The sequence below is a fragment of the Amycolatopsis sp. NPDC059657 genome (genome assembly GCF_042734395.1).
GTDB lineage: Bacteria > Actinomycetota > Actinomycetes > Mycobacteriales > Pseudonocardiaceae > Amycolatopsis.
This window is the reverse complement of sequence record NZ_JBHWEB010000147.1, coordinates 8453-21750: the sequence shown is the minus strand read 5'-3', so window position 1 is coordinate 21750 and position 13298 is coordinate 8453. Positions and strand designations below refer to the sequence as shown.

Annotated in this window: 13 protein-coding genes; 3 read left to right on the top strand and 10 right to left on the bottom strand. The window is 67.5% G+C overall.

Annotated elements, in window-relative coordinates; all coding sequences use genetic code 11:
- Nucleotides 1–257: 257 nt before the first annotated feature.
- The gene (locus ACFV15_RS42635; protein ID WP_378358467.1) at nucleotides 258–1151 is read right to left on the bottom strand and encodes an LLM class flavin-dependent oxidoreductase; all 894 of its coding nucleotides are present in this window, start codon (nucleotides 1149–1151) and stop codon (nucleotides 258–260) included.
- Between the two features lie 55 nt (nucleotides 1152–1206).
- Between ACFV15_RS42635 and ACFV15_RS42630 the strand changes: the two genes are divergently transcribed.
- The gene (locus ACFV15_RS42630) at nucleotides 1207–2022 is read left to right on the top strand and encodes an HAD family hydrolase (RefSeq protein ID WP_378358465.1); all 816 of its coding nucleotides are present in this window, start codon (nucleotides 1207–1209) and stop codon (nucleotides 2020–2022) included.
- Nucleotides 2023–2136: 114 nt separating this feature from the next.
- Here ACFV15_RS42630 and ACFV15_RS42625 read toward each other — a convergent pair whose 3' ends face one another.
- The 9 genes from ACFV15_RS42625 to ACFV15_RS42585 all read right to left on the bottom strand — a co-directional run bounded on the left by ACFV15_RS42625 (nucleotide 2137) and on the right by ACFV15_RS42585 (nucleotide 11039).
- Complete coding sequence (locus ACFV15_RS42625; protein ID WP_378358463.1) at nucleotides 2137–2856, bottom strand: lysophospholipid acyltransferase family protein; 720 nt, start codon at nucleotides 2854–2856, stop codon at nucleotides 2137–2139.
- Between the two features lie 52 nt (nucleotides 2857–2908).
- Nucleotides 2909–4537, bottom strand: coding sequence for a hypothetical protein (locus ACFV15_RS42620; protein ID WP_378358469.1), 1629 nt, complete (start codon nucleotides 4535–4537; stop codon nucleotides 2909–2911).
- Nucleotides 4538–4672: 135 nt separating this feature from the next.
- Nucleotides 4673–5638 carry a YbhN family protein gene (locus ACFV15_RS42615; protein WP_378358461.1) on the bottom strand — a complete coding sequence of 322 codons (966 nt, stop codon included), beginning with the start codon at nucleotides 5636–5638 and terminating at the stop codon, nucleotides 4673–4675.
- 9 nt (nucleotides 5639–5647) lie between these two features.
- Complete coding sequence (locus ACFV15_RS42610) at nucleotides 5648–6889, bottom strand: acyl-CoA reductase (RefSeq protein WP_378358460.1); 1242 nt, start codon at nucleotides 6887–6889, stop codon at nucleotides 5648–5650.
- Nucleotides 6886–7938, bottom strand: coding sequence for an acyl-protein synthetase (locus ACFV15_RS42605; protein ID WP_378358459.1), 1053 nt, complete (start codon nucleotides 7936–7938; stop codon nucleotides 6886–6888). The genes ACFV15_RS42610 and ACFV15_RS42605 overlap by 4 nt, the downstream gene beginning before the upstream one ends.
- Nucleotides 7935–9332 carry an AMP-binding protein gene (locus ACFV15_RS42600; protein ID WP_378358457.1) on the bottom strand — a complete coding sequence of 466 codons (1398 nt, stop codon included), beginning with the start codon at nucleotides 9330–9332 and terminating at the stop codon, nucleotides 7935–7937. Before ACFV15_RS42600 ends, ACFV15_RS42605 begins: the two co-directional genes overlap by 4 nt.
- Nucleotides 9329–10060: an SDR family NAD(P)-dependent oxidoreductase gene (locus ACFV15_RS42595; protein WP_378358455.1), complete on the bottom strand. Its 732-nt coding sequence runs from the start codon at nucleotides 10058–10060 to the stop codon at nucleotides 9329–9331. Before ACFV15_RS42595 ends, ACFV15_RS42600 begins: the two co-directional genes overlap by 4 nt.
- Nucleotides 10053–10298, bottom strand: coding sequence for an acyl carrier protein (locus tag ACFV15_RS42590; RefSeq protein WP_378358454.1), 246 nt, complete (start codon nucleotides 10296–10298; stop codon nucleotides 10053–10055). The genes ACFV15_RS42595 and ACFV15_RS42590 overlap by 8 nt, the downstream gene beginning before the upstream one ends.
- A gap of 9 nt (nucleotides 10299–10307) precedes the next feature.
- Nucleotides 10308–11039 (bottom strand): UDP-N-acetylglucosamine acyltransferase, encoded by a 732-nt coding sequence (locus ACFV15_RS42585; protein WP_378358452.1) that lies wholly within the window; start codon nucleotides 11037–11039, stop codon nucleotides 10308–10310.
- Between the two features lie 159 nt (nucleotides 11040–11198).
- Here ACFV15_RS42585 and ACFV15_RS42580 point away from each other — a divergent pair, with 159 nt between their 5' ends.
- Both ACFV15_RS42580 and ACFV15_RS42575 read left to right on the top strand, forming a co-directional pair.
- A complete protein-coding gene (locus ACFV15_RS42580; protein ID WP_378358451.1) occupies nucleotides 11199–12305 on the top strand; it encodes a DegT/DnrJ/EryC1/StrS family aminotransferase in 1107 nt (368 codons plus the stop codon).
- Nucleotides 12302–13258 carry a Gfo/Idh/MocA family protein gene (locus ACFV15_RS42575; protein ID WP_378358449.1) on the top strand — a complete coding sequence of 319 codons (957 nt, stop codon included), beginning with the start codon at nucleotides 12302–12304 and terminating at the stop codon, nucleotides 13256–13258. The genes ACFV15_RS42580 and ACFV15_RS42575 overlap by 4 nt, the downstream gene beginning before the upstream one ends.
- The last annotated feature ends 40 nt before the right edge of the window (nucleotides 13259–13298 follow it).

The following is a 13298-nucleotide window of genomic DNA, read 5'->3' as shown; positions in this document are numbered from 1 at the left end:
TTTTTTTTTTTTTTTATCTAGATTGGTTCGACATTCTAACCCCGCGCGCGGCCCTCTTCTGGTCGGTCCCGTTTATGGTTGGTGGCCGTGTTGCACGGGGGCGCCCCTGCCGTGACCACGAGGGCCACCGTCCCCCATTCACCCCCGGGGTGAACTCGGATGCGGGATCACTCCCGCTATCCCCCTGTTGTGTTCTACCAGTTGACGTCTGTGACCGGAAATCGGTTTCCTCTGACCGGTACTGTCACCCGATCGGACTAGCGCTGGGCCTGCAGGGTGGGCAAGACGTCACTTGCAACTTGCTCCAAAACCAGCTCGCGGCCCTCATACCAGCCGTCCGAACGCGGCCAGTGGGTGACGATGTCGGTGAAGCCGAGCTCCGCCGCGCGGCCTGCCGCGTCGGTGAACGCGCCGACACTCGACAGCGAGTACAGCGGCGACGCGTCGAGGCTCAGGTACCTGGCGATCTTCGTCTTGTCGCGGCCTTCCGCCTCGAGCTTCTCGTCGAACCTCGCGGCGAGCTCGGTGATGCCCCGCCACCACTCCTCCGGCGTCTCCGGCTTGATCTTGCCGGTGGTCACCCAGCCGCTGCCGAAGCGGGCGGCCAGCCCCATCGTGCGCGGCCCGTTGGCGGCGATCAGGAACGGCAGCCGAGGCCGCTGCACGCAGCCGGGCAGGTTACGCACGCCGACGCCCTTGTAGTGCTCGCCCTCGAAGTCGAACTTGTCGTTGACCAGCAGGCCGTCCAGCGCGGCGACGAACTCGAAGAACCGGTCGGTCCGTTCCTTGACCGTGCCCTCCGGCACGCCGAACACCTCGGTGTCGTAGTGAGCTTTGCCACCACCGGCGCCGACGCCGAGGATGAACCGGCCGTCGGAAATGTCGTCGAGCGTGGTCAGCTCACGCATGAACGGGATCGGATGGCGGAAGTTCGGCGTCGCCACGAAGGTGCCGAGCTTGATCCGCGAAGTGACCATCGCGGCGGCTGTCAACGTTGGCATGGCTGAGAACCACGGCCCGTCGGCGAGATCTCTCCATGCCAGATGGTCATAGGTCCAGGCGTGGTCGAAGCCGTATTCCTCGGCTGCTTTCCACTTGGGCTCGGCGGCCCACCAACGGTCTTCCGGAAGGATCACGATTCCAACGCGCACGTTCGTCAAGCTAGCGGCTGGGTACGACACCGCGCTGGTCGGGGAGAATGACCAAGTGGAGAAACCTCAGTTGATCGCGTCCGACGTGGACGGCACCCTGCTCGCGCCGACCGAGACGCTGACCAAGCGCACCATCGACGTGATCGCCAGGGTGCTCGACGACGGTGTGCCGTTCGTGCTGGCCACCGGCCGTCCGCCCCGCTGGATCCCCCGTGTCGCCGAGGAAGCGGGCCTGACCGGCTACGCGGTCTGCGCGAACGGCGCGGTCCTCTACGACATCGGCGCCGACCGCATCGTCGCCGTGCACGGCACCCTCGACCCGATGCTCCTGCACGACATCGCGTCAACGCTCGACAAGGCGCTGCCCGGCTGCCGTATCGCCGCCGAGCGCGTCGGGACCAGCGCGTTCGACCCCGACGTCCGCAACTTCGTGATCGAGCCCGACTACCACAACCCCTGGGGCGACGGCGAGGGCGCGACGGCCCCGCGCGGTGAGATCCTCGGCCTGCCCGCCATCAAAGTGCTGGTCAGCGCCCGCGGCATGACCTCGGGCGAGATGGCCGAGGCGGTCTCGGCGGTGCTCGACGACGCCGTCGACGTCACCTACTCGACCGACGGCGGCCTGATCGAACTGTCCGCGCACGGCGTGACCAAGGCCACCGGCCTCGCGGAGGTCGCTGCCCGCTTCGGCGTCGGCGTCGACCGGGTCATCGCGTTCGGCGACATGCCCAACGACATCGAGATGCTCCGCTGGGCGGGCCACGGCGTCGCCATGGCCAACGCCCACCCGTCCGCCATCGCCGCGGCCGACGAGGTCACCGCCCCCAACTCGGAGGACGGGGTCGCCCAGGTCCTCGAACGCTGGTTCTGACCTGGGGATTCCTGGAAAAAAATCCCAATGTGGCTTTCGTCAGATTTCACCTGACGAAAGCCACATTGGCGTGCTGAAACCTGACCAATGCCGCATTGGGATTTTTTTCCAGGCCTAGAGGTCTTTGGCTTCCTCGGGGGTGGGGGCGGTGCCGCCCAGGTGGGCGGGGAGCCAGAAGCGGTCGTCCTCGGAGGCGGGCTTGTCCGGGTACTCGGCCTGGGCTTTGTCGACCAGCGCTGACATGCGGAGGCGGAGTTCCTTGCTGAGGACTTCGGCGTCTTCGCCGGGTGCCGCGTGCATGGGCTCGCCGATGAGGATCGAGATCGGGACGTGGCGCTTGGTCAACGTCCTGGGCCTGCCCTTGGTCCAGAGGCGCTGGGTGCCCCAGAGCGCCATCGGGATGATCGGGACGCGGGCGGCGGCGGCCATGCGGACCGTGCCGGACTTGATGTCCTTCACCGTGAACGAGGGGCTGATGGTCGCCTCGGGGAAGACACCGACGATCTCGCCGGCCTTGAGCTTTTCGAGGGCTTCGCGGTAGGAGGCGAGGCCTGCCTTGCGGTCGACCGAGATGTGATGCATGCCGCGCATCAGGGGCCCGGCGATGCGGTTGTCGAAGATCTCCTTCTTGGCCATGAAGCGCACCAGCCGCTTGGCCGGCTGGGCGCCGAGGCCGCAGAAGATGAAGTCGAGATAGCTGATGTGGTTGCAGGCGATCACCGCACCGCCGGTGGCCGGGATGTGCTCCGCGCCCTCCACGCTTATCCGGTTGTCGAGCACGCGGAACATGGTCTTGGCCGCCAGTACGACAGGCGGGTACACGAACTCAGCCATCCAGCCAGGTTACGGCACCGTAGGTTTCCCGTAACCGTGCTGAGCGCCACGCTCAGGGGCAGGGAACGAACTCGTAGCGGTCATCGGCACTCAGTTGCGCGTTCAACGTCTGGTACTGGTCACCACGCAGGTAGAGGGTGACCCACTTGCCCGTGTCCAGCCGCTTGAACGTCGCCACGCCGTACTGCGGCGCGTAGGACGGGTCCATCACGCAGTGCTGGGAGTCGGTGTACGCCTCGGCGGTCGCGAGCGCCAGCGCGGGCCGCCGGTTCAGCACGTACTCGAAGTCCGTCGGGAGGTAGCGCGACGCCTCGGTGCGCGTGCCGTGGCGCGCGATGTGGTCGTCTGTCACGCCCAGTACGTCGATGACCAGTATCGACGTGCCGGCGTGGTAGGCGACGGCGCCGCTGGAGTACACCGCGATCACCGTCCCCGGCGCGAGCCGGTCGCCCAGCCAGTCGCCGAGCTGCTCGCGTTCGGCGGTCTGGGTGCGCCAGTCGTGCATCGCGGTCAGCATGTGCGGGCTCAGCGCGGACGCGACCACCGCGGCGCCTGCCAGCACGAGCGCCACGATCGGGACGCCCCTGACCGGGCGAGCGGGTGTCACCACGCCGAACGCGGCGCACGCGGCGATCGCCAGCATCGGCGGGATCGGTACGAACAGCCGCCAGGCGGGCGAGGTGTCGGCGCCCGAGGTCAGCAGCACGACTACCAGCTGTGCGACGACCAGCGCCAGCACGAGCCAGACCAGCGAACGGCCACGCGCCTCGTGCGGGCCCGCCGCGCGATTACGCAGCAGCATCCCGAGCGTCGCGACGCCGAGCAGCAGAAAACCCAAGTGCGCCAAGCTGAATCCGGATAGATACCGGAAGCCGGTCTCGAGCCGCCAGCCGAGCGGTCCGCCGAGCTTGGCGGCGACGACGTTCGGCAGCAGGTGCCCGTAGAACGTCTCACGCCAGGCCGCGCGCGGCACCGCGAACACCAGCGCACCCAGCACATAACCGGCGGGCGCCCACCAGCTGGTGCGTTTGCGCACCGCCGAGTACAGCAGCCACAACCCGGCGACGAAGACCACCAACACGCCTTCCGGCCTGGTCATCGTGGCCAAGGTGGCCAACACGCCCGCGATCACCGGGCGATGCGCGGCGAGCGCGTAGACGACCGCCATCAGGATGAACACGTACAACGACGTCTCTAGCCCGGAGCCGCCATATGCGGCGAGCCCACCCGCAGCCGCGGTGAGCACCGCGGCGAGCACACCCAGCGCCTTCGGGCTGTCGTCGTTCGCCTGACGCGCGTCGCCGACGATCCGGCTGACCACGAAGTACGCCAGCAGCACCGACGCCAGCGCCGCGATGATGCCGAGCACCACGGCCGTGACGACGATGTCCCAGCCGAACAGCACCTTCGGCATGCTCACCAGCACGAGCCACAGGAAAGCCGGGTAACCCTCGACGTGGTCGCCGGGATTGAACACCGGGCCATAGCCCTCGGCGATGTTGCGGGCGTAGCGGAAGGTGGTGAACGCGTCGTCGGTCACCGTCGAGTAGAGCAGCTGATGCAGCAGCGAAAATCCGAGCGTCAGCAGCAAAGCCCAGGTACGCCAGGTCTTGTCGGCCGTGATCCGGGTCCACGCGGCGAGGACGAACACGGCGAGCAGAGCCCACCCGCCGATCATCACGAAGACCAACAGATCCTCACCCTCCGGACAGTGATGCCGAGTTGTGAAGAGTATCGAGCAAGTGCGGTGCGTGTTTCCATTCGGGGAATGGATCACTGGATCTAGGCCATGTGGGTGATCATTACCCGAGGTGGGTTAAGCCGTCCGTAAGCGCGCCGCGATCGCCGCTCCGCCTGCCGTGAGCAGGTCGGCGACGGTGAACATCACCCGAGAGGCCACCGCGAACGCCGTCGCCTGGCCGACGGACAGCCCGCTGGCGGTCAGCACCGCGACCATCACGACCTCACGCACACCCGCACCGCTGGGCAGGATGAACGCGAAGGTGCCGGAAGTCATGGCGATCGCCATCGCGCCGACGCACATCACCAGTCCGGTGAATCCCGGCGCGCCGACAGAGTTGGCCAGCAACCACAGGTGCACACCCTGGAACGCGTACGCGAGTACCGAGAACCCGAAGACCTTGCCGATGGTCTGGTAGGTCAGCTGGTGGTCGAGCGGCGGGCGGCGCAGGATCTTGAGCACCAGCGAAGTGCCCCAGGTCAGCACCTTCGGGTGCAGCGCGGCGAGCCCGGCGGGCAGCAGGATGAACAGCCACAGCGCGTTGGGGCTGTTGCTGAAGACCGCGGGCATGGCGAGGATCGAGAGCACCAGCGCGGCGACGATGCCGACGCCGAACTGGATCAGCGAGCCGGTGAAGATACGGGCCCTGGCCAGGCCTGCCTTGCGGCCGAGTTCCATCTGCAGCAGATACGCCCACACCGAGCCAGGCACGTACTTGCCGAGCTGGCCGACCAGGAAGATCTGCGCGCCGCGGCGGTAGCCGATCGGCTTGCCGAGGTCGTCGACCATGATCTGCCAGGCGTACGTCGCCGCCGCCATGCTGGCGATCAGCGCGAACAGGCTGAGCGCCGACGACTGCCAGGCGATGTCCTTCAGCGTGCGCCAGAACTCGTCCCAGTTCGAAGCGAGCGACTTGGCCGCGAAGGCGACCACGGCGACGATGGCGAGCCATCTGACGACGTCGATGATCTTCGCCTTGGTGGTTTTCGGCGCCTTTACGGCAACCGGCGCGTCCCACTCCGGCGTTTCGAGCGTCGTCATCGGTCTCCTTTACGCCTGGACAGTCACTAGGCGGCTGAATTCAGCCAGCAGATCGTAACCGTCCCAAATCGCGGAGAACGTCAGGGCCGACCCGAACGGCACTATTCGGTCTACTCCGCGACCGGCGAGCGCGGTGGCGAATTCGACCAATTCGGACTGAGTGAAGCCGAATTGACCGACGGTTTGATCTTTACGAACGACAATGGGCACCAGGTCAGCGAGCGTTTTCACGCTCGAGTGGCCGAAGGTGCCAGCACCCAGCCATTCACGCGGTAGCGCGGCGGCTTCGGTCAGTTCGAGCGTGGCGAGGTCGTTGCCATCGAACGAGATCTTGGTGACCACGCCGTCGGCGGCCGCGCCATAGGCCGACACGCGCTTCTGAACGGCCATCGCGGGCTCGGTGACGTGCTGTTTCGTCGCCAGCACGCCCGCCAGCAGGCGCCGGAACTCCTCGCCAGCCCGGTCGGCTGCCTCGGCGTCGCCGACCCAGAAGATCGCGCGCGGCGACGAGCAGGCGGCCTGGTCGAACCAGTACGAGTCGTTGTAGAAGCCCTCGGCGGCGGCCTTGCGCTCGGCCTCGGACGCGTTCTGCCAGCCGGTCACCGACGCGATGGCGAACGAGGACCGGTCCGGGAAGGTCAGGTCGCGGGCGTGCGCGGCCAGCGGGTACTTGCGCAGCGCGTTGACCGAGGCGTCGCCGCCCCAGATGACGCGCAGGTCAGCGGCCTTGGACAGGGCGCCGCTGATCGCGTCGCTGCGGTCGTAGGTGACCATGCGCTGGGTCGCGGTGATCGCCTTCGCGGTCGCCGGGTCCACATCGGACAGTGCGGCGTTCAGCGCTTCCAGCACGGTCTCGGCGGCACCGGCACTGCGCGACGAAACGCGCACGACGTTGTGGTTACCGGCGAGGGCCGACAGCGCCCACGAGTAGACGAAGATCGTGTCGACGTTGGCGGGCGGCACGTGGAACACGAGCCCGCGCGGGAACCGGTACGAGCCGTCATCAGTGTCCAACTTGGACAGTGCCTTGGCGATTTCTCCCTTACGCAGGAAGAAACCCAGCGAGGCCAGCTCCGGGAAACGGCGAGCGGTCGCGGGCGCGAGTAGCTTGCGGGCGAACTTCGTCAGGAACTCGACGACACGTGGGTCGCCGACCTTGAGACGGCCACCTTCCGGCTCGGCACGCAGCTCGCCGACCAGCGCGTCGACGTCGACGGCGGGGCCTTCGGGGAAACGTTGCGTCAGGCTCATGCCGCAGCTCCAGAGAAGGTGTCGGAGCAGCCGCGGGCCTCGGCCTTGGGCAGGCGGCCAAGCACCGAGAAGTGCTTACCGGGCCAGTCGCCGTCGTCGATTCCGTTGTACACGCCCAAATCCTCGGTCAGCAGCACGTGGCCGGGGTACGAGTGCGGCAGCGTGCTGACGACCTCGATCACGCCGGGTTCACCGACGGGCTGCTCGGCCCAGGTGTCCGGGTTGCGGATCACGACGTCCGCGAAATCGGGGCAGTACAAGGAATTGCCGGACGGGCCTTCCAGGAACACGGTGCCGATCTGCTCGATCATCCCGTAGTAATTGTGAATCTGGTGCAGCCCGGTGTCGTCTTTGAAGCGACGCCGGAATTCGGTGTTGTCCACCGCGCGGTCGATCAGCTTTTTCCAGCCACCGGAGTGAATCAGGATCCCATTCGACAGATCGAGCTTGTGCTCGCGCGCGACCTCGTACAGGTACTGCCAGACCATGAACGTGAAGCCGAAGATCAAAAACGGCTTGTCGCCATACGTGGCAAGGAATTGCTTGACCGCATCGACATCCGGCTGGTCGTTCTCGTCGAGCACGTACACGTGCTTGCGGCCGAAGTTCGCCATGCCCAGCACGCCGGCGCCGCGCGCTGAGAACGAGCGGCGGTTCTTGATGATGCTGATCGTGTCGACCATCAGCATCGGCAGGCGCTCGTTGCCGAGCACCTCCTGCAGCGTCGCGCCGAGCTGCTTGGTCTGCGCGCCCGCCGCGGCCTTGTCCAGGTAGATCCGCGACGCGCCCGCGCCGGTGGTGCCGGACGAGGTCAGCGTCTTGAAGACCTCGGAGTCCGGCACGCTCTTGAGGTCGTGCGTCTTGAACATCCGCACCGGCAGCCACGGCAGGTCGGCGATGGACTCGAACTTCGCGTCCCGCTCGACGCCCAGCGAAGCCAGGATCCGGTCGTAGCCGACGGAATTCTCACGGTGGTGCGCGGTGAGGTCCGCGAGCTGCGGCAGCAGCTGCGCCTCGCGTTCCGCCTGCGAAAGGCTGAACATGCTCATACTCGGGCCTCCAGCGACCGGTAGTCGATCTTGCCGCTGGCCAGCAGCGGCACGGTGTCGATGGGCCTGACGTCGAACCCGCTGGTGTGCAGGTGCAGCCGCTCGGACAGCGCCTTGGCGGCGTCCTTGCAGATCGCCTTGTCCGCGCCTTCCGCGAACAACACGACCTTGTCGCCTGCGGCCACGGCCGCGACGACGTCGATCCCTACCGATGCCGAACGCACGGCGCCCTCGAGATCATCCAGGCTGACCCGGTTGCCGAAGACCTTGCCGATCCGCTTGAGCCGCCCGGTGATGAACAGGAAGCCGTCTTCGTCGAGGTAGCCGAGGTCGCCGGTGGCCAGCACGCCACCCATCTGGTCGGCCGCGGCCAGCTCGGACTCGCTCTCCGCGTAGCCCATCATCACGTTGGGACCGCGGTAGACGACCTCGCCGGAGATCTTCGGGTGCGTGGTCTCGGAACCGTCGTCGCGGCGGATGGCGAACTTGCCGCCAGGCAGCGCCGGACCAGCGGATCCGAGCTTTTCGGCGAGCCGATCGGCGGGCACGGTCGTCATCCGCGGCGCGGCCTCGGTCTGGCCGTACATCACGAACATCTGACCGCCCGCGGCGCGGATCTTGTCGTTGAACTCGGTGACCAGCTCGGTGCGGAGCTTGCCGCCCGCCTGGGTCAGCGTGCGCAGGCTCGGGTACTTCTCGGGGTCGAACTTGAGACGACGCAACATCTCGTAGTGATACGGGACACCCGCGAGCGAGGTCGCCTTGTGCTCGACGACCGCGTCCCAGAAACCACGGCCGAGCACCCCGGACGGCTCGATGACCACGGTCGCGCCCTTGATCAGGTGCGAGTTCAGCACCGAAAGCCCGTAGCTGTAGTGCAGCGGGAGACTGGTCGGCGCGACCTCGTCGGCGTCGATGCCGAGGACGTCGGCGATCGCCGAGGCGTTGGACAGCACCGCGTCGCGGGAAAGCTTCACGAGCTTGGGATTCCCGGTCGAACCGCTGGTCGGCAGCAGCACCGCGAGGTCAGGATGCGGGTGGATGCCGATCTTCGCGTCGCGGACCCAGTGCCCGTCGCGCGGCGTGTAGCCGTCGGGCGCCTCGGCTTCCGGCGCGGCGAGCACCGCGGCCGGGTTGAATCGCTCGATCAGCCCGATGAGGACATCGGCGTCGAGCGCCGGGTCGATCAGCGCGATCGCGCGGCCGGACTCGAACGCGCCGAGGTACCGCAGCACGCTATCCAGGTCGACGGCCGTGCGCGCGAACAGCACACCACTCGGCAGCTCGCCGAGCGTCCCCGCCTGCGCGGTGATCGCGGCGGCGAGCTCGTCGCCGGTCAGCGTCCGTCCAGTGGAGACATCGATGAGCCGTGCGCCTGCCCCGACCAAACTCACAGAACCAAGCCTCCGTCGATACCGAGCACCTGCCCGGTGATGAACGCCGCGTCGTCGCTGACCAGGAACTTGATCGCGTTGGCCACGTCCTCGGGCTTACCGAGGCGGCCCAGCGGAGTGCTCCCGATGTTGGACTCGCGCGCGTCTTCGCTGAGCCCGGCGGTCAGCTCGGTCTCGATGACGCCGGGCGCGACCGCGTTGACGCGGATTCCCGAGCGGCCGAGTTCCTTCGCCGCGGAGCGTGCGATGTTCGCCACAGCGGCCTTCGAAGCCGCGTAGACGGTCTGGCCCGCGCTGCCGTACTCGCCGACGATCGACGCGAGCACCACGATGGCGCCGGTCTTCTTGCGCATCATGGCGCGCGCCGCGGCCTGCACGGTGTGGATCGTGCCCGCGACGTTGGTGCTCAGCGTGGTGTCGACCAGCTCTTCGCGGATCATGCCGAGCAGCGCGTCTTCCATGATCCCGGCGTTGGCGACCACGATGTCGAGCTTGCCGTGCTCCTTGGCGACCCCGCGGACCAGCGCGGCGACGGCCTTGGCGTCGGTGACGTCCAAGGCGAGCCCTGCGGCGGCGCCCGCTGAGGCAGCCGCCTCCTTGGCCTTCGCCTCGTCACGACCGGTCAGCACGACGGTGGCGCCCGCCTCGGCGAGCGCGCGGGCGGTCGCCAGACCGATACCCCGCGTCCCACCCGTGACGAGCGCGACCTTGCCGTCCAGATCAGGCATTGGCTGCCTGGAGCTGGGTCACCATGTCGACGGCGACCTTGAAGCTGGACATGTCGATCACCTGGTCGGTGTCGAACTGCACATCGAACTCGTCCTCGATCGCGGCGACCAGCGCCATGTGGCCGACCGAGTCCCACGCGTCGATGTCGCGGTACTTCAGGGTCTCGACGTTCACGTCCTCGTCGAGTTCGAGCGACTCGACGAAGACCTCGCGCAGCTTGGCAGCGACTTCAGACACAGATGACTCCTAGTGCTCGTCGCGCGGGCGAGCGTCCCACGCCTTAATCAAGGTAGAGAGGTCCGCGGGCAGCCGGTCGACCAGCCCGTCGCCGGGGAGCTCACCCTTGCCCTTCAGCCACGGACCGAGTGCCTCGATCGTGGCCTCGTCCAGGCCGCGGCGGGAAAGCCCCACCACATTGACGCCTGTGGTCCTGGCGGGGTTGCCGACGGCGATGGTGAACGCGCCCACTTCCTTGCGGACGGCCGAGCTCATCCCGACCATCGCGCCGGGGCCGACGGTGACGCGCTGGTGCAGGACGGTGGCCATGCCGAGGTTCGCGCCGGACCAGATGTGGCAGTGACCGCCGGTGATCACGTTCGACGCGATGGTGCAGCCGTCCTCGACGACGCAGTCGTGCGCGATGTGGCTGCCACGCAGGTAGTAGCTGTCGCTGCCGATGGTCGTCGTACGCCAGGTGCCCTGGTGGACGCTCACGTATTCGCGGATCTTGTTGCGGCTGCCGATGACGACGCCGTGCCCATCGTGATCCGGGTCACCTGTCGGCGCGGCGTCCCACGCGGCGGGGTGCTCGCGGGTACGGTCCTCACCTGGCGTTCCGATGGTCACGTGGGGGCCGATCCAGTTCCCGTCACCGATGCGCGCCGGACCGGCGATCACCGTGTACGGGCCGATGACGTTGTCGTCGCCGAGCTCGACACCTGCGCCGATGACAGCGGTCGGGTGGATGCGGTTTGCCACGTGCGGGTCCGTTCGTTGCGGCTGGGTTAACAACCTGGGGTCGGGGGCGTGCTCGTGCGCCCGGTAACGTGTGGCCCGCGTTGAAGGGACTTAGCCGGGCGCAGAACCGGCGGTTCACTGTACCGGACGCACCGAAACCGCCAGTCGAGAGAGTTGCTGATGATCCCCATCACCGTGGTAGATGTCCGCGACGCGGAGGACCTTGTGGTCGAGGTGCTGCGATCCGGCGCCATCGCACAGGGACCGATGGTCAAGCGCTTCGAAGACGCGTTCGCCAGCGTCTCGGGCACCAAGCACGCCATCGCCGTGAACAACGGAACCACCGCGCTGGTGGCGTCCATCCAGGCGCTGGACCTGCAGCCGGGCGACGAGGTCATCACCTCGCCGTTCACCTTCGTCGCGACGCTGAACGCGATCCTGGAGGCCGGTGCGACGGTTCGTTTCGCCGACATCCGGCGCGACGACTTCGCGATCGACCCGGACGCCGTGGCCGCCGCGATCACCCCGCGCACCAAGGTCCTCATGCCGGTCCACCTCTACGGGCAGACCGCGGACATGGGCAAGCTCGCGCCGCTGGCCGCCGAGCACGGCCTGCACATCATCGAGGACTCGGCGCAGGCCGTCGGCGCGTCCTTCGACGGAAAGCCGGCCGGTTCGTTCGGCATCGGCTGCTTCTCGCTGTACGCGACGAAGAACATCACCACCGCCGAGGGTGGCGTCATCACCACCGACGACGACGCGCTGGCCGACAAGCTGCGCGTGTCGCGTAACCAGGGCATGCGCGCCAGGTACCAGTACGAAATGGCCGGTCACAACTACCGGATGACCGACCTGCACGCCGCGGTCGGCATTCCGCAGCTGGAGAAGCTCGACCAGCTCACCGCGGCTCGCCAGGCCAACGCGAAGCGCCTTTCCGAAGGCCTCGCGGGCACCCCCGGCCTCGAGGTCCCGGCCGTGCTGCCGGGCCGCGAGCACGTCTGGCACCAGTACACGGTCCTGGTCGGCCCGCACGCGATGCTTTCGCGTGACGAGTTCGCCGCCGCGCTGACCGAGCACGGCGTCGGCAACGGGATCTACTACCCGAAGATCGTGTTCGACTACGAGTGCTACTCGAACCACCCACTGATCCCGGGCGCCTCGGTCGCCGACTTCCCGGTCGCCGCTTCCGTTGCGTCGCAGGCACTTTCGCTGCCCGTGCACCCCAAGCTCACCGAGTCCGATCTGGACAAGATCATCGAAACCGTTCGCGAGGTACTTGGCGCATGACGCACCGCATCGCTCTCATCGGCACCGGCAACATGGGCTCGCTCCACGCCCGTGTGCTCTCCCAGAACGAGCGCGTCGAGCTCGTCCGCGTGATCGACCCGCGTGAAGAGGCAGGCAAGGCCTGCGCCGAGCGCTTCGACACCAAGTGGACTCCCGAAATCGGCTCACTGTCCGATGTGGACGCTGTGGTGCTCGCGTCGGCCACCGAGGTCCACCACGAGCTGGCACAGGAAGTTCTGGGCCAGGGCAAGGCTTTGCTCGTCGAGAAGCCGGTCTGCAACAGCCTCGAGCTGTCCGAGGAGATCGTGTCGCTGTCGGCGAAGAAGGAAGTTCCGCTCATGTGCGGCCTTCTGGAGCGCTACAACCCGGCGGTCATGACGGCCCGCGCGCTGGTGAACGAGCCCGTCCACCTGATGGCCCGCCGCCACGGCCCGTACGCCCCCCGCATCAAAACCGGTGTGGCATGGGACCTTCTGGTCCACGACGTCGACGTCGCCGTCCAGTTCTTCGGTGGCGCGACGCCTTCCCGCGTGGCTTCGGGCGCCGGGTTCTTCCACCCGTCATCGGTCCCGACCGCCGAGGACACGATCGAGACGATCCTGACCTTCCCGACCGGTCTCGCGACGGTTTCGGCTTCGCGTCTCGGTCAGCGCAAGGAGCGTTCGCTGATCATCTCGGAGCTCGACCGGCTCATCGAGATCGACCTGCTGCGCCGCGACGTGACGATCTACCGCCACGTTTCGCACGACTCGGTCACCCCGGACGGCCTCGGCTACCGCCAGCAGACGGTCATGGAGATCCCGGAGCTGGTCACGGCCCGCGAGCCGCTGGCGACCCAGCTGGACCGGTTCATCGACCTGATCGAGGGCAAGGTCGACCTCAACGTCGAGCGCGACTCGATCCTGCCTTCGCACCGCGTGGTCGCGCAGGTTCTGACCCAGGCCGCCGCCTGACGTTCTGACGAGGTCGTGAGTGTTGCCGACGTTCTAACCG

Bases quoted from the DNA above. Each gene is read 5' to 3' on its own strand.
- ACFV15_RS42625 (WP_378358463.1), bottom strand. From the start codon at position 2,856: ATGGCTGAGTTCGTGTACCCGCCTGTCGTACTGGCGGCCAAGACCATG.
- ACFV15_RS42575 (WP_378358449.1), top strand. From the start codon at position 12,302: ATGACGCACCGCATCGCTCTCATCGGCACCGGCAACATGGGCTCGCTC.
- ACFV15_RS42615 (WP_378358461.1), bottom strand. From the start codon at position 5,638: ATGACGACGCTCGAAACGCCGGAGTGGGACGCGCCGGTTGCCGTAAAG.
- ACFV15_RS42580 (WP_378358451.1), top strand. From the start codon at position 11,199: ATGATCCCCATCACCGTGGTAGATGTCCGCGACGCGGAGGACCTTGTG.
- ACFV15_RS42605 (WP_378358459.1), bottom strand. From the start codon at position 7,938: ATGAGCATGTTCAGCCTTTCGCAGGCGGAACGCGAGGCGCAGCTGCTG.
- ACFV15_RS42595 (WP_378358455.1), bottom strand. From the start codon at position 10,060: ATGCCTGATCTGGACGGCAAGGTCGCGCTCGTCACGGGTGGGACGCGG.
- ACFV15_RS42610 (WP_378358460.1), bottom strand. From the start codon at position 6,889: ATGAGCCTGACGCAACGTTTCCCCGAAGGCCCCGCCGTCGACGTCGAC.